20 protein-coding genes, 2 tRNA genes and 1 pseudogene are annotated in these 18888 nt (G+C 62.5%); 16 read left to right on the top strand and 7 right to left on the bottom strand.

The window, feature by feature from the left end; translation table 11 throughout:
* The first annotated feature begins 66 nt into the window (after positions 1 to 66).
* The 12 genes from WIT60_RS12680 (at position 67) to WIT60_RS12625 (ending at position 10376) form a co-directional block, all read left to right on the top strand.
* Complete coding sequence (locus WIT60_RS12680; protein ID WP_339584271.1) at positions 67 to 966, top strand: flagellin; 900 nt, start codon at positions 67 to 69, stop codon at positions 964 to 966.
* A gap of 112 nt (positions 967 to 1078) precedes the next feature.
* Positions 1079 to 2566 (top strand): flagellar filament capping protein FliD, encoded by a 1488-nt coding sequence (gene fliD / locus WIT60_RS12675; RefSeq protein ID WP_339584270.1) that lies wholly within the window; start codon positions 1079 to 1081, stop codon positions 2564 to 2566.
* Positions 2567 to 2814: 248 nt separating this feature from the next.
* On the top strand, positions 2815 to 4107 hold the full coding sequence (gene fliD / locus WIT60_RS12670; protein ID WP_339584269.1) for a flagellar filament capping protein FliD: 1293 nt from the start codon (positions 2815 to 2817) through the stop codon (positions 4105 to 4107).
* 179 nt (positions 4108 to 4286) lie between these two features.
* Entirely contained in the window at positions 4287 to 4700 is a 414-nt protein-coding gene (gene fliS, locus WIT60_RS12665; protein WP_339584268.1) for a flagellar export chaperone FliS, read from the top strand.
* Entirely contained in the window at positions 4697 to 5044 is a 348-nt protein-coding gene (locus tag WIT60_RS12660; protein WP_300156580.1) for a flagellar protein FliT, read from the top strand. Before fliS ends, WIT60_RS12660 begins: the two co-directional genes overlap by 4 nt.
* A gap of 18 nt (positions 5045 to 5062) precedes the next feature.
* A complete protein-coding gene (locus tag WIT60_RS12655) occupies positions 5063 to 5812 on the top strand; it encodes a flagellar brake protein (protein WP_339584267.1) in 750 nt (249 codons plus the stop codon).
* A gap of 45 nt (positions 5813 to 5857) precedes the next feature.
* Positions 5858 to 6820: a hydroxymethylbilane synthase gene (hemC, locus tag WIT60_RS12650; protein WP_339584266.1), complete on the top strand. Its 963-nt coding sequence runs from the start codon at positions 5858 to 5860 to the stop codon at positions 6818 to 6820.
* 17 nt (positions 6821 to 6837) lie between these two features.
* A complete protein-coding gene (locus tag WIT60_RS12645) occupies positions 6838 to 7686 on the top strand; it encodes a uroporphyrinogen-III synthase (RefSeq protein ID WP_339584265.1) in 849 nt (282 codons plus the stop codon).
* Positions 7683 to 8816 (top strand): uroporphyrinogen-III C-methyltransferase, encoded by a 1134-nt coding sequence (locus WIT60_RS12640; protein ID WP_339584264.1) that lies wholly within the window; start codon positions 7683 to 7685, stop codon positions 8814 to 8816. The genes WIT60_RS12645 and WIT60_RS12640 overlap by 4 nt, the downstream gene beginning before the upstream one ends.
* Before the next feature lie 35 nt (positions 8817 to 8851).
* Positions 8852 to 10105 (top strand): heme biosynthesis HemY N-terminal domain-containing protein, encoded by a 1254-nt coding sequence (locus WIT60_RS12635; protein WP_339584263.1) that lies wholly within the window; start codon positions 8852 to 8854, stop codon positions 10103 to 10105.
* Positions 10106 to 10188: 83 nt separating this feature from the next.
* Positions 10189 to 10265 (top strand) — tRNA-Arg (locus WIT60_RS12630).
* A gap of 34 nt (positions 10266 to 10299) precedes the next feature.
* Positions 10300 to 10376 (top strand) — tRNA-Arg (locus WIT60_RS12625).
* 35 nt (positions 10377 to 10411) lie between these two features.
* On the opposite strand, the gene WIT60_RS12620 is transcribed toward WIT60_RS12625, so the two are convergent.
* The 3 genes and pseudogenes from WIT60_RS12620 to WIT60_RS12615 all read right to left on the bottom strand — a co-directional run bounded on the left by WIT60_RS12620 (position 10412) and on the right by WIT60_RS12615 (position 11972).
* Positions 10412 to 11107: a TVP38/TMEM64 family protein gene (locus WIT60_RS12620; protein ID WP_339584262.1), complete on the bottom strand. Its 696-nt coding sequence runs from the start codon at positions 11105 to 11107 to the stop codon at positions 10412 to 10414.
* A gap of 97 nt (positions 11108 to 11204) precedes the next feature.
* Positions 11205 to 11255: pseudogene (locus WIT60_RS16910) on the bottom strand (iron-sulfur binding domain-containing protein); the annotation flags it as partial.
* Positions 11256 to 11972, bottom strand: a complete 717-nt coding sequence (locus WIT60_RS12615; protein ID WP_339584261.1) for an excisionase family DNA-binding protein — start codon at positions 11970 to 11972, stop codon at positions 11256 to 11258.
* A 4-nt stretch (positions 11973 to 11976) separates the two neighbouring features.
* On the opposite strand from WIT60_RS12615, the gene WIT60_RS12610 reads away from it, so the two are divergent.
* Both WIT60_RS12610 and greB read left to right on the top strand, forming a co-directional pair.
* A complete protein-coding gene (locus tag WIT60_RS12610) occupies positions 11977 to 12105 on the top strand; it encodes a hypothetical protein (RefSeq protein ID WP_339584260.1) in 129 nt (42 codons plus the stop codon).
* A gap of 37 nt (positions 12106 to 12142) precedes the next feature.
* Positions 12143 to 12706 carry a transcription elongation factor GreB gene (gene greB / locus WIT60_RS12605; protein ID WP_339584259.1) on the top strand — a complete coding sequence of 188 codons (564 nt, stop codon included), beginning with the start codon at positions 12143 to 12145 and terminating at the stop codon, positions 12704 to 12706.
* Positions 12707 to 12757: 51 nt separating this feature from the next.
* Here greB and WIT60_RS12600 read toward each other — a convergent pair whose 3' ends face one another.
* The 4 genes from WIT60_RS12600 to WIT60_RS12585 all read right to left on the bottom strand — a co-directional run bounded on the left by WIT60_RS12600 (position 12758) and on the right by WIT60_RS12585 (position 16931).
* A complete protein-coding gene (locus WIT60_RS12600; protein WP_339584258.1) occupies positions 12758 to 14959 on the bottom strand; it encodes a RelA/SpoT family protein in 2202 nt (733 codons plus the stop codon).
* A 134-nt stretch (positions 14960 to 15093) separates the two neighbouring features.
* Complete coding sequence (rpoZ, locus tag WIT60_RS12595; protein WP_339584257.1) at positions 15094 to 15297, bottom strand: DNA-directed RNA polymerase subunit omega; 204 nt, start codon at positions 15295 to 15297, stop codon at positions 15094 to 15096.
* Positions 15298 to 15327: 30 nt separating this feature from the next.
* Positions 15328 to 15996, bottom strand: coding sequence for a guanylate kinase (gmk, locus tag WIT60_RS12590; protein ID WP_339584256.1), 669 nt, complete (start codon positions 15994 to 15996; stop codon positions 15328 to 15330).
* A complete protein-coding gene (locus tag WIT60_RS12585) occupies positions 15993 to 16931 on the bottom strand; it encodes a YicC/YloC family endoribonuclease (protein WP_339584255.1) in 939 nt (312 codons plus the stop codon). The genes gmk and WIT60_RS12585 overlap by 4 nt, the downstream gene beginning before the upstream one ends.
* Positions 16932 to 16963: 32 nt before the next feature.
* Between WIT60_RS12585 and WIT60_RS12580 the strand changes: the two genes are divergently transcribed.
* Together WIT60_RS12580 and WIT60_RS12575 are read left to right on the top strand one after the other, a co-directional pair.
* A complete protein-coding gene (locus WIT60_RS12580; protein ID WP_320366754.1) occupies positions 16964 to 17932 on the top strand; it encodes a serine/threonine protein kinase in 969 nt (322 codons plus the stop codon).
* On the top strand, positions 17929 to 18864 hold the full coding sequence (locus WIT60_RS12575; protein ID WP_339584254.1) for a PP2C family protein-serine/threonine phosphatase: 936 nt from the start codon (positions 17929 to 17931) through the stop codon (positions 18862 to 18864). The genes WIT60_RS12580 and WIT60_RS12575 overlap by 4 nt, the downstream gene beginning before the upstream one ends.
* Positions 18865 to 18888 lie beyond the last annotated feature (24 nt).

Below are 18888 nucleotides of genomic sequence, written 5' to 3'. Positions count from 1 at the left end.
CAGACCATCACCATTGACAAGATTGCCAGCGCACGCACCAGCGATCTGGGCAAGTTTGAAGGCGTCTTGGCAACCAACCAAAGCATCGGCACTGCCAGCGATACCACAGCAGCAGCCAAAGTCACCATCGGTGGCACGGACTACAGTCTTGGCACCATCGCCAACGACGCCAAGGCCATTGCCGCAGCCATCAATGCCTCAGGTGCACCTGGTCTGTCGGCCACCGCAGGCAAAACAACGGTAGCCCAGGGAACCCAAACCGACGGCACAGAAGTGACCGCCCCTGGTGATGTTACCGTCAACATCAATGGCACTGACATCACTATTGGCGCCACAACCAATGCCACAACCAATCGCTCCAACGCACTCGACGCCATCAATGCCAAGTCGGCAGTGACAGGTGTGGTCGCCAAAGACACTGGCTCGGGTATCGAGCTGATCGCAGCTGATGGTCGCAACATCACCACGACGTTCAATGACACCAATACCACCGGCGCGACTATGGCCACGTTCGGCTTGGGCGCTGCAGGCACGACCGGAGCGGCCATTAACATCACCTACGCAGCTCCCGAGGGTGTGACAGGCGCTGTGGTGTTTGACGGTGTTTTGACAGGTGGCACACAGAGCTTCAGCATCGCCGGTCAAGGCGTTGCCGTATCCGCTCTGGATATCTCGAACGTCGCCGGTGCAAACGAAGCACTGACATCCATTGATGCAGCCTTGACGGCCATCAACTCCAGCCGCGCGGAATTGGGTGCCGTACAGAACCGCTTCAGCACCACCATCGACAACCTGCAGACGATGAGCGAAAACCTGACCGCCTCGCGCAGCCGCATCATGGATGCCGACTTTGCGCAGGAAACAGCCAACCTGAGTCGCGCGCAGATCCTGCAGCAGGCTGGCACCGCCATGGTAGCCCAGGCTAACCAGTTGCCTCAGAACGTACTGAAACTGCTGCAGGGCTAAACCCTTTGACGTGAGTTCAGCAGTAAATGACACTTGAGGCTCGACAACAAATCGAGCCTCAAGTTGTTGCTTGTACCGGCCGATAACATCCTCAAGCTCGGAGGGCATTGCCATGAGTATTTCATCAACAGGCATCGGCAGTGGGCTGGATGTCAGTAGCATCGTGTCGCAGTTGGTCGCCCTTGAAAAAAAGCCGCTCGCCAACCTGCAATCGACTGCGGTTCGGATCCAGACTCAAATCTCCACCTATGGGCAAGTCCAGAGCTTGATCTCGGATTTATCAGCTGCAGCGACCGAGCTAACCAAAGCCGGCTTGTGGACGCAAAACACAGCCACAAGCAGCAATACTTCCACGCTCACGGCCTCAGCCAAAGCTGGTGCGGCCAGTGGAACCTATAGCGTTCAGGTCAAGCAACTCGCTTCGGCTCAAAGTTTGGCATCGGGCTCGTTTGCCAGCAGTACCAGCGTGCTGGGCAGCGGTAAGCTGACCATCGAACTGGGCACCTGGTCTGGCGGTGCAACAGCCGACGACCCCGCAACAAACGCGATTGACGAAAGCGCACCCAGCGACTTTGTGCCTAAGGGCGAAGCCAAAAAGCTGGACCTCACGTTCAACAGCGCCACCACCACATTGGCCGATGTTCGGGATGCGATCAACAACGCCAAGTCTGGTGTCACTGCCAGCATCGTGAAAGACTCTAGCGGCGCCCGCCTGCTCGTTCGCAGCAATAGCACCGGCGAAGAAAATGCCATGCGCATCAGCGCGACGCAGATCGACAGCGAGACTCCGCTGACTGATGGCTTCGCCAAACTGAATTACATCAACCCACAAGCCGTCGGTGGTACAGGCATGACACAAACGGTGGCTGCAACCAATGCGCGTGCCACCATTGACGGCTTGGCAATTTCATCCAGCAACAATACGTTTTCGGATGTGATTGAAGGTGTGAGCTTCACCGTGGCGGCCACCACCACATCGCCTGTTACTTTAAGTATCGGCAACGACACCGGATCGCAGCGCGCAGCGGTACAGCGGTTCGCGGCCTCTTACAACGCCTTGAATGGCTTTCTCACCAGGCAAACGGCCTACGATGCAGCCACCAAGGTCGGAGGCACCTTGCAGGGCGACAACACGGTACTGAACCTCCGTGGCCGCCTGCGAGGGCTGCTGAGTGACAACGGGGCTGCTGATTTCAGTATTCTGAGCCTGACCAGCAGCAGTGCCGCGACGCCGCGCGACGGCTCGCTCACGCTGGACACCGCCAAGCTGGATGCCGCGCTTTCCGACCCTAGCAAACTCGCCAAATTGTTTGCTGGCAACAGCGAGTCGGGCGTTACGGGTATGGCCCAAAAATTGGCCGACTTTGCCACAGCGTTGACTGGCTCCGACGGCCTACTGTCCACCCGCAAAGAAGGCCTGACCAAGAGTCTGACACGGAATCAGAAAGACCAGGAGAAGTTGGAAGATCGGGTGGCCAAGGTGGCAGAGCGACTGAACAAGCAGTATCAGGCGCTGGATGGCCGCATGGCATCCCTCAACACCCTGTCGACCTACATAAACCAGCAAGTCACGCAGTGGAACAATAACTCCAACAAGTGATCGACTGAGGTAGTCGGGCCGACAATGGGCTACTCCGCAGCTTCACTCACTCCGCCACCATTGAATTTGTAACATATCTAGATCAAGCCTAAAGTTCTCTTTCGAACTACCGAAGGCATAGACATCAAGGAGTTTTCTGGTGACGCGGTGTCACTGCTCCTCTGTAAGGTGTCTTGCGGTATCGGGGGTTCATCATGGCAACGATCTCATCAGCCGGCACAACAGAAGGCGTTGATCTCACGAAAGTGATGAGCAACGCCTCTTTGGCACGCCTGAACACTGAGACGCCGCGCCCCCCCCAGCTGGAGGATGTCGCTGAAATTTCATCTAGCGGCATGCGACAAAGCGCCATCACGGCCCTGTCCGAAGCGGCATCGCAGTTGACCAGCAAAGCACTGTGGTCATCCACCGTTGCATCCTCTGGCGCCCCCGCCGCTGTCACCGCACGCAGCAATGCACAGACGCCAGCCGGAACGTATCAGGTCAACGTAACCCAACTGGCGTCGGCCCAAATCACCAGCACCGCCACGTTTTCGTCGCTCTCCACCGTGGTCGGGCTGGGTACGCTGAACATCGAAATGGGTTCGTGGGACGTGCCCCCCACCACCTTCGCCCCCAACCCCAACTGGCCCAAGGCCAACGTGGTGCTCGGCCCGAAAAACGACACGCTGGACCGCGTGCGCGACAAAATCAATGCCGCTGGGCTTGGCGTGGTCGCCACGGTGGTGTCTGACGCGACCGGTTCCAGGCTGGTGCTGCGTTCGACCGGCACCGGAGCAGACAACGGCTTCAAGATCACGACCGAAGAGGCTGACGCCCCCCAAGCGCCCGCTGAGAGCGGCTCGGACGTCGCAGCCCTGAGCGCGCTGGGGTTTGACCCCTCGTCAATGGGCACGACCGGGATGCAATTGCTGCAATCTGCAAGCAATGCCAAGGCGCAGATCAACGACGAAGCGGTGGAGTCCCCGCTGAATGCCATCGAAAGCCAGGCGGGCTTAAGCCTGATCCTGAAAAGCCCCACCGATATGCCGGCCACCATCAACGTCGGGCCTGACCGCACAGGCAGGCAACAAGCGGCCCAGAACTTCACCCAGGCTTACAACGCCTTGCAGAAGCTGGGCGGCAGCGTGGCCAACTCGGTGCAACGCGGCACCGAGAGCCTGCTGGGCACACCCGATCAGCCCACAGAGTTGGCTCGCACACTGGCACAAACGGGCATGACCCGCACCCCTGCGGGTGAGTTGCAGATCAACACGCAGCAGCTGTCCACTGCCTTGCAGCAGGATTCCGCCGCTGTGCGCCAAAGCCAGACCATGCTGGCGCAACAGGTGCTGGCCGACCTTCCGGCCAACACGACCGCAACCCCGCCAGATGCTGGCGCGCTTGCCCAGCCCAGCACCGACCTGGCTGCGAACTCACCCAGCAGCACGGCGGGCACCTTGCTTCGCCAGCGTTTGCTGGATCAGTACCAAGGTCTTCCATCCCAAACCGGGATGGAAGACAATGAATCTTCGATCCTGCCAGTTGCCTCACGTGCATAAGCCGGAACTGATGCTTTTTTGAGGCCTGTTTCTACGGCATCAAACAGGCATAAAGGGGTCAAGCTACGGGCCGTGCTGCCGATAACCAATTCAACGCTGTTATCAGCATCCACTGCACGAGATCTACGATGTACGCCACAGCCACAGGTTCTACTGCCAGCATGTTCAGCCAACGCAACATGAGCAACACCTATCGCCGCATCGACGTCGAAACCGGCGTAAACGGCGCATCCCCCCATCAACTCACCACCTTGCTGTTCAACGGGGCCTTGGACAGCATCGCGCAAGCACGCGGCGCCATGCTGAACAAGCAGGTAGAGGTCAAAGGCGCCGCCATTGGCAAGGCCATCCGCATCATCGACGAAGGTCTGAAAGCCAGCCTGAACCTGGCCGAGGGTGGCGAAGTGGCCCAGAACCTCAGCGATCTGTACGCCTACATCACCCTGCGCCTGACCCAGGCCAACCTGCGCAACGACACCGCCGCGCTGGACGAGTGCGTGAACTTGCTCAAACCTGTTCGTGAGGCTTGGCTGCAAATCGCCCCCACCTCCGACGCCCCCGCCTCGACCGCAGCCATGAGGATCCAAGCATGAACGCCCCCGACCTCATCACCGCCCGCGAAACCGAGCAACTCTCCCGCAACCTGCTCGGCTACTACGAGGCCATCGAATCCGCCAGCCAGGACATGCTGCAGGCCGCCCGCACCGGCGACTGGGACACCGTGGTCAAGCTCGAAGGCGCCTGCGCCGTGCTGATCGCGCAACTCAAGCACGCCTCGGAAAGCCGTACCCTCGGCCGCGACGAGCGCGCGCTCAAAAGCCGCATCATGCAGCGCATCCTCTTCAACGATGCGGAAATCCGCACGCTCACCGAGCCATGGCTGCACGATCTCAGCCGTATGATGGGCGCTTCCATAGACCCCAAGAAGATGCACTGAGTATCTCGATCCTGGACGATGAGCAAACCGTTGAACGACCGCGCGCAAGCCAGCGCGCTGGATGACTACCGCATCACGTCCCCCATCGAGATCTTCGATCTGCTGCGCCAGGTCGAAGCCTCCCGCACCCTGGTCACCCTCAGCAGCCCCGAGGGGCACAGTTACACCACGCTGATCTGGAACATCGAGCCTGATCGGGAACTCGTGGGTTTCAGCGGCGAAAGCAACCACGCCGGCCTGCGCGCCTTGCTGGAATCGAACGAGGTCACGGCGGTCGCCTACCTCGACAGCATCAAGCTGCAGTTCGACCTGGGGGGGCTGGTGATGGTGCACGGTGACCAGCTCAATGTCATCAACGCGCGCTACCCCCGCGAGCTGTACCGCTTTCAACGGCGCACCAGTTTTCGCGTCAGGCCTGCGGTCAGCGCCATGCCAACGGCCCATTTTGCCCACCCGCTCCAGGCCAAAACCGAGCTGTCTCTGCGCGTGCTGGACGTGAGCCTGGGCGGCATGGCCCTGTTCCTGCCCGACGACATGCCCACCATCCCCGATGGCACCCGCGTGCCCTCATGCAGTCTGCGTCTGGACGACGACACCTGGCTGGATGTGAGCTTCGTCATGCGACACGCCACCCCCATCCACCCCGAGACGCGCGGCTCGCGCCTGGGCTGCGAGTTCGTCAACCTCAACCAGGGTGAGCGCGACCTGCAGTTCTACATCAACCAGACGCAAAAGCGCCAACTCGCACTGGCCTCGCGCAAGGTTTGAGCAAAGCGGGCGCCCACAGGGGCCGAGCGCTGATAGCATCGACACATGACCGTGTCCGCCCCCTCCTCCTCTCCCTGGGTGATCGCCACCCGTGAAAGTCGCCTGGCCCTGTGGCAGGCCGAGCATGTCCAGTCCTTGCTGCAAGCGCGCTTTGGCCGAACGGTCACGCTGCTGGGCATGACCACCAAGGGCGACCAGATCCTCGACCGCGCCCTCTCCAAGGTCGGCGGCAAGGGCCTCTTCGTCAAAGAGCTCGAAGTGGCCCTGGAAGAAGGCCGTGCCGACCTGGCCGTGCACTCCCTGAAGGACGTGCCCATGGAGCTGCCCGACGGCTTCGTGCTGGCCGCCGTGCTGGAGCGGGAAGATCCCCGGGACGCCTTTGTCTCCAATCACCATGCCGCGCTGGACCAACTCCCCGAAGGCGCTGTCGTGGGCACATCCAGCCTGCGGCGCATGGTGCAGTTGCGTGCCCGTCGACCCGACCTCAAGATCGAGGCCCTGCGCGGCAACCTCGACACCCGACTGCGCAAGCTCGATGAGGGACAGTACGACGCCATCATTCTCGCTGCCGCAGGTCTCAAACGCCTCGGTTTGGCCGCGCGCATCCGCGAGCACCTCGACACCAGCGTGATGCTGCCCGCGGCGGGCCAAGGTGCGCTGGGCCTCGAAATCTGCGACAGCCACGCCGAGTTGAACACTGCCTTGCAAAGCTTGGCCCACACGCCAACCTGGCTGGCAACGCTGGCCGAGCGTGGCGTATCCCGCGCCATGGGCGGTAGCTGCTCAATGCCTTTGGCCGCTTTTGCCGAATGGCAAACCGGCCCCTCGGACGACAGTGAACCGGTGCTCGTCTTGCGCGCCCTGCTCGGACATCCCGAACAGCCCTTCCTGGTGCAAGCCACCACCAGCGGATGCCCTCGCAACGCTGACGAAGCGGACGCACTGGGTCGCCAGATCGCCGCACAGTTGCAAGCCCAGGCGGGCGAAGAATGGCTCGCGGCACTTTAAAAGACGCCGAACCCACCATGGACGCACTGCGCATCCTGGTCACCCGCCCCCAGCCACAGGCCGATGACTGGGTGGACGCCCTGCGCGCCCATCACATGGATGCGCACGCCCTGCCCTTGATCGCCATCGAAGCTCCCGCTGACCCCAGCCCCGTCACGACACTTTGGCAGAACCTGACACAGCATCGCCTGCTCATGTTCGTCAGCCCGGCGGCGGTGGAGTGGTTCTTTCAGCTGAGACCCGCAGGGATGACCTGGCCGTCACACACCCTTGCGGCCGCGCCCGGCCCTGGCACTGCCCGACAATTGATCGAGCGCGGCGCCCGTTGCGGCCTCATGCCACATCAGGTCCTCAACCCACGCGCTGATGCCGAGCAGTTCGACTCGGAGTCCCTGTGGCCCATGTTAGCCCCCCTGGACTGGGCCGGCCAATCGGTCTGCATCATCAGTGGTGGCGACCAGCGAGAGGCCCGCGGACGCCCTTGGCTGGCAGAGCAATTTCGCGCACGCGGCGCCCTCGTTCAGCCGCGACTGTGCTATCAGCGGGGGCCCGGCCATTGGAGCACCGCACAGCAAGCACTCGCGCGCACCGCGCTGATCGCGCCAGGTCGGCACGTCTGGCTGTTCAGCAGCTCCCAAGCCATGGATCACCTGCTCACCTCACACCTGCCTGAGTTGCCGGATCGACCTGACACGGACTGGTCCCAGACCCTTGCCCTGAGTACCCATCCACGCATCACCGAACGAGCCCGGCACATGGGCATCACCCAGATCATCGAGACCCGCCCCACGCTCGCGGCAGTGGTGGACGCACTACGCCAGGTGTCCGTAAATCAGGCGGTCGTCGATACAATCAAACCACTGTGACCGAGCCAACCCCCCCCACCCCCGAGACCCTGCCAGCCCCCCTGGCCCCGCAGGTTGAACCTGACCACGCCCCCACACCGGCGCCCGCCGAATGGGTTCGCTGGGCTGTGCTCGTGCTGAGCCTGACTTCAGCAGGAGGGCTCTGGCTGGCCTGGCAGGCACAGTCGCGCGTTCAAGGTCTGGAGCAAGAGTTGGTGCGCCGCCAGCAAAGCAGCCAGACTCAGGCCACCGAAGCGCACCTGCTGGCCAAACAAGCCCAGGAGCTCTCACGCGAATCAGCCGCTCGAACCGCCCTGCTGGAGAGCCGACTGGCCGAGGTGGCGCTGCAACGCACGCAGGTCGAAGACCTCATCAAAAACCTCAGCACCTCGCGCGATGAGAACCTGCTCGCGGATCTGGAGTCCAGCCTGCGTGTGGCCACACAGCAAGCTTCCCTGACCGGCAGCGCCGAGCCCCTGGTGGTTGCACTGCAGTCGGCTGATGCGCGTCTGGCGCGCGCTGCACAGCCACGGCTCGACAACGTCCGACGCGCGGTGGCCAAGGATCTGGATGATGTGCGTGCCACACGGGTGGCCGATCTGAGCGCTCTCACCTTGCGTCTGGACGAGGCCACGCGCCTGGTAGACGAGGTTCCCTTGCTCAACTCACCTGAGTCAGCTCGCGCTCAGCCTCGCAAAGCTGCGCCCCCGCCCAAGGCAAGCGCCCGCCAAGATGCAACCGCATCCGAGCCTGATGCCGCATCCGCCGCCTGGACCAGCCAGGTCTACCACTGGCTCAGCCAAGCGGGCAACCGTGTCTGGCTCGAAACGCGCAACCTGATCCGCGTCACCGAGATCCAGCGGCCCGAAGGCATGCTGGTCTCTCCCGAGCAAAGCTACTTCCTGCGTGAGAACATCAAGTTGCGCTTGCTCAACGCCCGCTTGGCGCTGCTGAGCCGCCAGACCGCCATCGCTGCCAGCGACTTGCAGGAAGTCGAAGCGGTCCTGCCGCGTTACTTCGATGCTCAGTCACGCAAGACGCAGTTGCTGCGCAACCTGCTGATCGACGTTGCAAAGCAAAGCACCCAGACCACCGTGCCAAGGCCCGATGACACCCTGGCAGCGCTGGCGGCCGTGTCCGCCGGCCGCTGACCCTCCGCACTGAAGCACTGAAGGACCGACGCACCATGCGCTCCATCGTCTGGCTTTTGCTGGTTGCCGTGATCGCCGTGGTTGGGGCCTCGGCCCTCGGCGCGAACGACGGCCTCGTCACCGTATACTGGCGTGGCTGGCGCACCGACGTCTCGCTCAACCTCTTCCTCCTCGTGCTGGTGGCCCTGTTCGTGGCGGTCTACTCCCTGGTGCGCGCCCTCGACAGTTTGCTGGCCTTGCCAGAGCGGGCCAAACAGTGGCGCACCTCACGCAGAGACCGTGTGGCGCAAGCTGCCCTGCGCGAGGGTCTGGCGCTGTATCTGGCTGGCCGGTACACGCGCGCTCACAAGACCTGCCAGAAGGCCATTGCCATCCAGGCTGACACACCCGAATTGGCGCTGGATGCCGAATTCACGGCCTTGGCGCACATGCTTTCAGCTGGAAGCCTGCACCGCCTGCAAGACCGCCAGCGCCGCGACGAGCACCTGCAACGCGCGCTGGAGTTGTCGCAGCTGACGCGCAAGCCGCGCGCCACCGAAGAAGGCGCAAGGCTGATGGCGGCTGAAAGTGCCCTGGAGGACCGCGATGCAACGCGTGCCTTGCGTGAGCTGGCAGAACTGCCCCCCGGTGTTGCACGTCGCACCCAGGCGCTGCGCCTGAAGTTGCAAGCAGCCCGACTCGCTCGTCAGCCCATGGAAGCCTTGCGTACGGCACGCCTGCTTGCCAAACATCAAGGCTTCACTCCCTCGGCAGCCGAGGGCCTGCTGCGCACCCTGGCCAGCGAAACCCTCGAAGGCGCCCGTGACATCGACCAAATGCGCAGCCTGTGGGTGAACCTCGATCCGCACGACAAACGTGACCCATTGGTGGTCTCGCATGCCGCGCGACGCATGTCTCAATTGGGCGCGCCCCACGAGGCGCGTCAATGGCTGGCCCCGCTTTGGGATCAGATCAACCAGCAATCACCAGAATCCGTTGAAGCCCTGTCCCGTGCCCTGCGCGACAGCCTGACCGGCCTGGAGGCCGATTGGCTTCCGCGTCTGGACGCCACCACGCCTGCTGCGCTTCGCAACCCAGCGCTGGCACTGACGTTGGGGCTCGCGCTGGCCGAGCGTCAACTGTGGGGGAAGGCTCGGGGCATGCTGCTGTCGGCGGCCAATGATTTGCAACTGGACGTCAACGATCGCCGCACAGCCTGGGCCCAACTGGGACAAATGGCGGAACGCGAAAATCGTCCAGAGGAAGCCGCGCGCTTCTACCGTCTGGCGGCGTTGCCGGAACGCGACTGAATCCCGGCAGCGCAACGAAGATCTGAGAAAAATCAGCGCCTGTTTACAAGCCTGTTAAAAACATGCTATAGTTTCACTTCTCGGCGGCTGTAGCTCAGTTGGATAGAGTACTTGGCTACGAACCAAGGGGTCGTGGGTTCGAATCCTGCCAGCCGCACCAAATCGCAAGACACGGTAAACCGAGAACATTTTTAGCGGCTGTAGCTCAGTTGGATAGAGTACTTGGCTACGAACCAAGGGGTCGTGGGTTCGAATCCTGCCAGCCGCACCAGACGAAGCCCTCAAGCTCACGCTTGAGGGCTTTTGTCATTGGGCTCCTCGCAGCTTGCGCGCACGCAACTGCTGATTCAGCCACCACAGCACGCCCGCCACCAGCAGCACGCCCCCCGCCAGCGCCATCCAGGCACCCAGCGTGGCCGTACGCACGGCCTCTTGCACCTGGCGCATGAACAGAGAAATCAAGACCGTGCCAGGCAGCAAGCCCAAGAATGTACCCAGAACATAGTCACGCAAGCGCACACGCAGCGCGCCGGCGCCCAAGTTCACCACAATGAAGGGGGCTACAGGCAAGGCACGCAGTAACACAATCGCCCATAGCCCGCGCCGATGAAGATGGGTCGACATGAGTTGCAAGCGCCCCTTTAACAGCCGATCCAATGCCTGCGCCCCGGTGACTCGCCCCAATCCGTACGTCACCGTGGCCCCCGCGACCATGCCCACCAAGGCATAGGCCATGCCAGGCCAAGGACCAAAAATCAGCACGCCCAGCGTGATCAAGGCCAGCACAGGCATCGCCAACGCCACCGCCACGACATAGGCCAGCAACACCCACACCGAGCCCATGGGCCAGGCCAAAACCTCCCGCCCGAACTCTGCAAGCATCACAGGACTGAGCAACACACGCCAAGCCGGATCACGCCACGCCATCCAGACCAGGCCCAGCAACAGCAAATAGACCAGCAACAAAGCCAGTCGCCCCCACGGCCTGCGGCGTCGCGCCAAGCTTGAACCCTGCACATTCTCCCCCGAGTGATCCCACCGTGCATCTTGGCGCAGGATCGCCGCTGCGCATGCCGCACAACCACCGATCACCGGGTTCTCACCCCTCCCCGTTCAGGGGGCATTCATCGCACTGCGGCCGTGTCGGGGTTCACTCAAGCTGGGCCGCCCTGCCCATCACACGCTGCCCCAACAGGTAGCGCCCCACGCGCACCGCGATCGCGTCCGCCGTCACAGGCGTATGCACCACCTCGACCGAGGCGGGCACACCTCCTCGGCGAATCAAGGTTTGCGGCGTCCAATCCGTGAGCAGCAACGTGCGCATGCCAGAGATCGACTCACTGCGCTCCAAGGTATGCAACATCGCCATGCCATCCATGCCCGGCAAATCAAGATGGGTGATGAGCAGGTCTGGCGTCTTCTGGCCGATCTGCAACAGCGCCAGATAGCCTGTTTCGGCAAATCGCAACTTCACGGCCTGCCCATATGGGCTCAATGCCAAGGTGCAGGCCTCTTGCCATGCCTGATCGTCCGACACCAGCAACACGTCCATCGCCTCAACAGGCACATCCGCAGGCGCCGAGCGCATGGACGCTCCACGCGCGCCTGTCTCGGCGCGCAACAAATCCTTGCGTGTCACCCGCGGCGAACCTGTCGGCGACGTTTCGCCTCCTAGCCCGGTACTCAGCGCGAGCGCCTCCACGGCGTTGTACGGAATCCGTCGATGCCCGCCGGGCGTCCGCGCTGCCGGCAAAATATCTGCCTCGACCCACAACTGCACCGTGCGCAAGGACACCCCCAGGCGTTGGGCCGCTTCACGTGTCGTCAACATCCGGGCACCCGGCCCCAACGGAATCACGTCGGACATTCTCTTGACCTTTCTGAGTCGCCCCGCCTCGCCTGCCGACGTCATTGGGGGCGCACTTTTTCATTTTTTGGATATTGTGCTCATTGAAGCCAGCATGCGCCGGCATGAAGGCATGTGCGGTGTGAACAAGTGACACTTTTGAAGGCCTGCGCATTGGGCACAATCGCCGTATGAGCAAAGCGTTCACCAAGGAAACCGACAGCGACGAGGACGATGACCTGTCCCTGCCACCGTTGCCTTCGGGCAGCAGGAACTACATCACCCCACAGGGCTACCAACGTCTGCGCGCAGAGTTGCTGCACCTGATCGACAACGAGCGCCCGAAAATCGTCGAAATCGTGCATTGGGCAGCCTCCAATGGCGACCGCTCCGAGAACGGAGACTACCTCTACGGCAAGAAGCGCCTGCGCGAGATCGACCGGCGCATCCGCTTCTTGACCAAACGCCTCGACATCGCCGAGGTGGCAGATCCCAGCTTGCACCACGGCAACGATCAAGTGTTCTTCGGGGCCACCGTGACCTATGAAAACCAGGCTGGGGTGGAGCGCACCATCACCATCAAGGGCATCGATGAAGTGGACAACCTGCAAGGTGAGGTCAGCTGGATCTCCCCGATCGCCAGGGCACTGCTCAAGTCACGTGTGGGCGACGAAGTGCAGTTGATGACCCCTGGCGGACTGGAGCGACTGGAAATCCTGGAGGTCCGCTACCCTGCCCCCGAAACGGCGCACTGAAGCCGTGCTGCGCCACTTGAGGCCTCCTCGCGCGGAGCGCCGATGGCGCACTCAGGCGCTCAGGCGCTCGGCATTGAGCACCACGGGGCAGCGCTTGAGTGAGCGAATGACTTCGGCCAGGTGGTCGGTGTCGCGCACCTCCAGCGTCAGCTTCAGCTCTGCGGTCTCACCGAGGCGCTCATTGCCCATCTCAATGTGGGTGATGTCGGTTTCCGCATGGCTGATGGCGCCAGCCACCTGGGCCAACACACCCTTGCCGTTGGCCACCAAGACTTTCAGCACGGTTTCGAACATCCGCGTCGGTTCGTCAGACCAGTTCACCTCGATCCAGCGCTCGCCATCGCGCTCGAACAAGCGGCGACCCACCGCGCAGGTCTGGGTGTGGACCACCAAGCCTTCGCCGCGCCCCAGATAACCCTTGATGCGATCGCCCGGCACCGGGCAACAACACGGGGCCAAGCGCACCGTGGCCCCCTCGCTGCCGTCAATCACCACTGAGCTGTGCGTGGGAGCCTCATCGGCAAAACGACCGAGCGTCAGTGTCAAGGCGTCCGGACGCTGTCCAGATTCGGCCATCAAATGAGCCAGACGCTTGGCCGCCATGCTCGCCACCTTGCGCCCCAAACCAATGTCGATCAGCAGTTCGTCACGGCTGCGGTTTCCGCCCAAGCGAATCAACTCCTGCCACAAGGCGCCGGAGGCACCTTCACTGTGTTCGTCACCCGGCGGCATCTTGAGGCCTTCTGCGCGCAAGGCCTGCGTCAGCAACTTGGTGCCCAAGGCCAATGACTCCTCCGCCTCCATGTTCTTCAGGTAGGCGCGGATCTTGGAGCGCGCGCGCCCCGTGCGCACAAAGGTCAGCCACGCCGGATTGGGCTTTGCGCCTGCCGCCGTGACGATCTCGACCACATCCCCACTGCGCAGCTCGGTGCGCAGTGCCACCGGCTCGCCGTTGACCTTGGCCGAGGCACACTTGTCGCCCACCCCGGAGTGGATGGCGTAAGCAAAGTCCACCGGCGTCGCCCCCTTGGGCAACGCCACGATGCGCGACTTGGGCGTCAGCACATAGACCGACTCAGGGAAGAGGTCGATCTTCAGGTGCTCCAGGAACTCGGCCGAATCACGGGTTTCGTGCTGGATGTCGATGAGCGACTGCAGCCACACCGCAGCCTGCTGCGGGTTGGCATCGCTGGCCTCGGCCTGCTCCTTGTACATCCAGTGCGCGGCAATGCCCTTCTCGGCCACGTCGTGCATCATCTGCGAGCGAATCTGGAACTCGACCGCTGTGCCCACCGGGTTCACCAGCGTCGTATGCAGCGACTGGTAGCCGTTGGGCTTGGGGATCGCGATGTAGTCCTTGAAGCGCCCCGGCAGCGGCTTGTAGAGCTGGTGCAGCACGCCCAGGGCCTTGTAGCAGTCCAGCAGCTCGTGCGTGACGATGCGAAAGCCGAAGATGTCGCTGACCTGCGCGAAGCTCAGTCCCTTTTCGATCATCTTGTTGTAGATCGAGAAAATCGTCTTTTCGCGACCGTACACCTCGATGTGCATGCCGGCTTCGCGGAAGGCGTCCTGCACCTCGCTCTGGATGCGATCCACCAGATTGCGACGGTTGCCACGCGTGCGCTTCACCGCTTTCGACAGCACGGCATGGCGCCACGGGTTGATGTACTGGAAGGACAGCTCCTGCAGCTCGCGGTAGGTCTGGTTCAGGCCCAGACGGTGCGCAATGGGCACATAGATGTCCAGCGTCTCGCGGGCGATGCGGGCACGCTTGTGCGCGGCCATCGCATCCATCGTGCGCATGTTGTGCAGGCGGTCGGCCAGCTTGATCAGGATGACGCGCACATCGCGCGCCATCGCCAACAGCATCTTTCGGAAGGACTCGGCCTGCGACTCCTCCTTCGTCGAGAAGTGCAGTTTGTCGAGTTTGGTCAGGCCGTCGACGATCTCGGCCGTGGGCGCACCAAACCGCTCAATCAGCTCGATCTTGGTGACCCCACAGTCCTCCATGGCGTCGTGCATCAGCGCCGCCATGATGGCCTGCGCGTCGAGCTTCATGTCGGCGCACAAACCGGCCACTGCGATCGGGTGCGTGATGTAGGGCTCGCCACTGGCACGAAACTGACCCAGGTGCGCCTCATCTGCGAAGCGGTAGGCCTCGCGCACGCGGCGGATGTCCGCCTCGTCAAGGTAGTCAAGCTTGTGGGTCAGGGCCGCAAAAGAGGCGGCGGCTGCATCGGTGGCCAGGGTCATCGTCAGACTGTAGCGCGGATACCCGTTCCCGTGAGCGGGCTGTGTCTATCGGACAAATAGAAAAAGGCCCGCTTGCGCCGGGCCTTTTCGGATGGACTCTTCCTGGCGCGCGCGCCAAGGGGGTCAGCGTGCGATCAGGTCGGCACCTTGCGCAGCATTTCGGTCCCCACCTGACCGGCAGCAATCTCGCGCAGCGCGGTCACGCCGGGCTTGTTGCGCGACTCGATCTTGGGGGTGTGCCCCTGGCTCAGCATGCGGGCACGGTAGGTTGCGCACAGCACCAGCTGGAAGCGGTTCGGGATCTTTTGCAGGCAATCTTCAACGGTGATGCGGGCCATGTGGGTGCTCCGGTAAGGTCTGAATCAGACTCAGATCAAATTGAGCGCACGAAACACATTGGGCTTGTTCCGACGCTGAGCTGAGTATTTTAACCGCTGTGCGTGAACAATGGACTTCAAGTCGAACAAAGCCGACTCAAACAGGGCATTGATCACCACAAAGTCGAAGTGCTGGGCCTGCGCGACCTCGATGCGGGCGTTGGCCATGCGGGTTTCGATCACCTCGGGGGCGTCCTCGCCACGGCGGTTCAGGCGCTGCAACAGCTCCTCGTAGCTGGGCGGCATGATGAAGATCAGGATGGCATTGGGGAAGATGCGCTTGATCTGCAGCGCGCCCTGCCAGTCGATCTCCAGCACGATGTCTTCGCCACTCTGGATACGGTCTTCGATGGCCTTGCGGGACGTGCCGTAGTGGTTGCCGTGCACGTGAGCGTGCTCGAAGAACTCACCGCGCTCGATCATGGCCTGGAACTCCTCTTTCGAGGTGAACCAGTACTCACGCCCGTGCTGTTCCTGACCGCGCGGGGCCCGGGTGGTGTGCGACACCGACACCTGCAAATGCGAGTCCACCTCCAGCAAGGCATTGACCAGGCTGGATTTGCCCGTGCCGCTGGGGGCCGACACCACGTACAGGTTGCCGGGATAGTCGGCCTCGGCTGCGGCGGGCGACGTGGAAGGGGGGGTTTGAGCGGTGGTCATTCGATGTTTTGCACTTGTTCACGCATTTGTTCGATGAGCACCTTCATGTCCACCGAAATCTGGGTCAATTCCAAGGCCGCGGCTTTGGAGCCCAGGGTATTTGCTTCGCGGTGTAACTCCTGAATCAGAAAATCCAGGCGTTTACCCACTTCGCCACCCTTTTTCAGCAGGCGGCCAATTTCGTCGAGGTGGGCTCGCAGGCGCTGAACCTCTTCGTCCACATCGATGCGCAAGGCATAAGCGGCGGCCTCGCTGAGCGCGCGCTCCTGGGCGGCTTCGGGCGTCACCGCGCCCCCCACGGCCTGCAGGGCGTCCTGGTACTTCTGTACGAAGCGCTCCTGCTGGCGTTGCACTGCCTGCGGCACCAGCGGCACAGCCTGCTCGGCGAGCGCCTTGAGACCCTTGAGCTTGTCTTGCAGCACAGCCACCAGGCGAGCGCCCTCGCGCTCGCGGGCCTCTTTCAAAGCCTCGACGCACTGGCGTGCAGCCTCCAGGGCGGCCTCTTCAAGGCGCACCGTGGGGGCGGCCGCCCGGCACCAGGTCAACACCTCGTTGACCGACAGCGGGGCCGCCTTGGGCAGCCAGTTCTGCACCGTACCCTCCAGGCGCGCCAGGGTGTGCAGCTGCTCGGTCTGAGGCTGCGGCCAACCCGCATCGGCGGCACGCTGGGGTTGCAAACGAAATTCGATCTTGCCGCGTTTGAACGAGGCCGTCAGCATTTCGCGCAGGGCGGGTTCCAGGCCGCGAAACTCGTCGGCCAATTTGAAACTCAGGTCGAGAAAACGGCTGTTGACCGAACGCAGTTCGGCCCCCACCGCCCCTGTGGCATGTTTGCGTGACGCAATTGGCGCATCGCCCTCGTCGGTGTTTTCACTGACGTGGTCGGGAGCCGACGACACCGCGCTTGCAAAGCCGGTCATGGAGTAGACTGACATGGTTACTTGACACCAGACGACAAAACTCGATTATGTCAAAGCCGAAACCTGCCCCGTTGCCCCCGGGCACCGTCGTGGGCGGCTACCAGATTGTCAAGAAGCTCGCTGCGGGCGGTTTTGGCGTGGTTTACCTCGCTGAGGACCCAGACAAGCGGCTGGTGGCGCTCAAGGAATACCTGCCCGCTTCCCTGGCGGAGCGTTCCGCGGGTGAGTTGATTCCCCGCGTCAAGCCCGACAAGCAGCCCCTGTACCGTCTGGGTCTGAAAAGTTTCTTTGAAGAAGGTCGCTCGCTGGCCCAGATCGCCCACCCCAGCGTGGTGTCGGTCTACAACTTCTTCCGCGAGAACGAAACCGTTTACATGGTGATGAACTATCTGCAAGGTGACACCTTGCAGGATTTCATCGTCACGGCGCGTGAACTCAAGCGCGACAAGGTGTTCCGCGAGTCCACCATCCGTTCGCTGTTTGATGAGATCCTGCGCGGCTTGCGCATTGTCCACCAGTACAAGATGCTGCACCTGGACATCAAGCCCGCCAACATCTTCATCACCAACGACAACAAGGCGGTGCTGCTGGACTTTGGCGCGGCGCGTGAAGTGCTGAGCAAGGAAGGCAACTTCATCCGCCCGATGTACACGCCCGGCTTTGCCGCGCCCGAGATGTACCGCCGCGACGGCTCGCTGGGGCCCTGGACCGACATCTACGCCATCGGCGCCTGCATCTACGCCTGCATGCAGGGCTATCCGCCCAACGATGCCCCACAGCGCATCGAGAAAGATCGCCTGGGCCTGTCCCTGTCGCGGCTGCGCAATGTGTACTCGGACAACCTCATCGAGGTGACCGAGTGGTGCATGTCGCTCGACCCGCTGGCGCGCCCCCAAAGCGTCTTTGCCCTGCAAAAAGAATTGGCACGCGAAACCGAGCGCCGCTACTCCAAGCTCACCTTCGCCGAGCGGGTCAAGCTGCAACTTGAAAACCTGAAAACCGGTGCCAAGACATGAGGTTCTCCGTCTACCAGATCAGCCGCAAGGGCGGCCGTGAGAAGAACGAAGACCGCATGGGCTACTGCTACACGCGCGACGCCGGGCTGTTTGCCCTGGCCGACGGCATGGGCGGTCACCCGGAAGGCGAAGTGGCTTCACAGCTGGCCTTGCAGACCATGGCCGCGATGTTCCAGCGCGATGCCAAGCCTGTGCTGGCCGACCCGCTGCGCTTTCTGCAAGATGCCATCATGGCAGGCCACCATCAGTTGCTGCGTTACGCCAGTGAGAAGGGCCTGATCGACAACCCGCGCACCACCCTGGTCGCGTGCATCCTGCAGGGCAACATGGCCTACTGGGCCCACTGCGGGGACTCGCGGCTGTACTTCGTGCGTGGCAACAAACTGATCGCCCGCACCCGCGACCATTCCTATTCGGAGCTGCAGCAGACCCTCGGTCACAACGCGCTGCACAACGATCGCTTTAACCGCAACGTGCTGTTCACCTGTTTGGGCAGCCCAGGCAAGCCCGTGGTGGACACCTCGGGCCCGCTGTTGCTGCAAGAGGGCGATCGCATCTTGCTGTGCTCTGACGGCCTGTGGGGCACGGTCGATGACGAGGTCATCACTGACCACCTGTCCGCCAGTCCCATCCACGAGGCGGTGCCGGAATTGGTCGAGGTGGCGCTGCGCAATGGTGGCGCCAAGTGCGACAACGTCACCATCATCGCGATGGAATGGGAGTCGGCCACTGACGAAGACAAGCCAAGTGTGTCCACCCATGAGCTAGGTGACGAGGTCTTCGCGTCCACAATCCAGGCCAGCATCGGCGCAGGCGCCGGTCCCGGCGACAATGTCGAAGATGATGACCTGGACGAAGCGGCCATCGAACGTTCGATCCGAGAGATCAACGAAGCCATCCGCCGCTCCGCCAACGGCACCCGCAAACCCTGATCGGACACCTCATCGCGCCAGCAG

The sequence above is a fragment of the Aquabacterium sp. G14 genome, from assembly GCF_037482285.1.
Taxonomy (GTDB): domain Bacteria; phylum Pseudomonadota; class Gammaproteobacteria; order Burkholderiales; family Burkholderiaceae_C; genus Aquabacterium.
The sequence above is the reverse complement of the archived record's forward strand: the minus strand, read 5'-3'. Positions and strand labels throughout refer to the sequence as shown.

Excerpts from the sequence above, each read along its gene's own strand:
- fliD (WP_339584270.1), top strand. The coding sequence starts at position 1,079 with ATGAGTATTTCATCAACAGGCATCGGCAGTGGGCTGGATGTCAGTAGC.
- fliD (WP_339584269.1), top strand. The coding sequence starts at position 2,815 with ATGAGCAACGCCTCTTTGGCACGCCTGAACACTGAGACGCCGCGCCCC.
- fliS (WP_339584268.1), top strand. The coding sequence starts at position 4,287 with ATGAGCAACACCTATCGCCGCATCGACGTCGAAACCGGCGTAAACGGC.
- WIT60_RS12660 (WP_300156580.1), top strand. The coding sequence starts at position 4,697 with ATGAACGCCCCCGACCTCATCACCGCCCGCGAAACCGAGCAACTCTCC.
- WIT60_RS12655 (WP_339584267.1), top strand. The coding sequence starts at position 5,063 with ATGAGCAAACCGTTGAACGACCGCGCGCAAGCCAGCGCGCTGGATGAC.
- hemC (WP_339584266.1), top strand. The coding sequence starts at position 5,858 with ATGACCGTGTCCGCCCCCTCCTCCTCTCCCTGGGTGATCGCCACCCGT.
- WIT60_RS12645 (WP_339584265.1), top strand. The coding sequence starts at position 6,838 with ATGGACGCACTGCGCATCCTGGTCACCCGCCCCCAGCCACAGGCCGAT.
- WIT60_RS12635 (WP_339584263.1), top strand. The coding sequence starts at position 8,852 with ATGCGCTCCATCGTCTGGCTTTTGCTGGTTGCCGTGATCGCCGTGGTT.
- WIT60_RS12615 (WP_339584261.1), bottom strand. The coding sequence starts at position 11,972 with ATGTCCGACGTGATTCCGTTGGGGCCGGGTGCCCGGATGTTGACGACA.
- greB (WP_339584259.1), top strand. The coding sequence starts at position 12,143 with ATGAGCAAAGCGTTCACCAAGGAAACCGACAGCGACGAGGACGATGAC.
- WIT60_RS12600 (WP_339584258.1), bottom strand. The coding sequence starts at position 14,959 with ATGACCCTGGCCACCGATGCAGCCGCCGCCTCTTTTGCGGCCCTGACC.
- rpoZ (WP_339584257.1), bottom strand. The coding sequence starts at position 15,297 with ATGGCCCGCATCACCGTTGAAGATTGCCTGCAAAAGATCCCGAACCGC.
- gmk (WP_339584256.1), bottom strand. The coding sequence starts at position 15,996 with ATGACCACCGCTCAAACCCCCCCTTCCACGTCGCCCGCCGCAGCCGAG.
- WIT60_RS12585 (WP_339584255.1), bottom strand. The coding sequence starts at position 16,931 with ATGTCAGTCTACTCCATGACCGGCTTTGCAAGCGCGGTGTCGTCGGCT.
- WIT60_RS12580 (WP_320366754.1), top strand. The coding sequence starts at position 16,964 with ATGTCAAAGCCGAAACCTGCCCCGTTGCCCCCGGGCACCGTCGTGGGC.
- WIT60_RS12575 (WP_339584254.1), top strand. The coding sequence starts at position 17,929 with ATGAGGTTCTCCGTCTACCAGATCAGCCGCAAGGGCGGCCGTGAGAAG.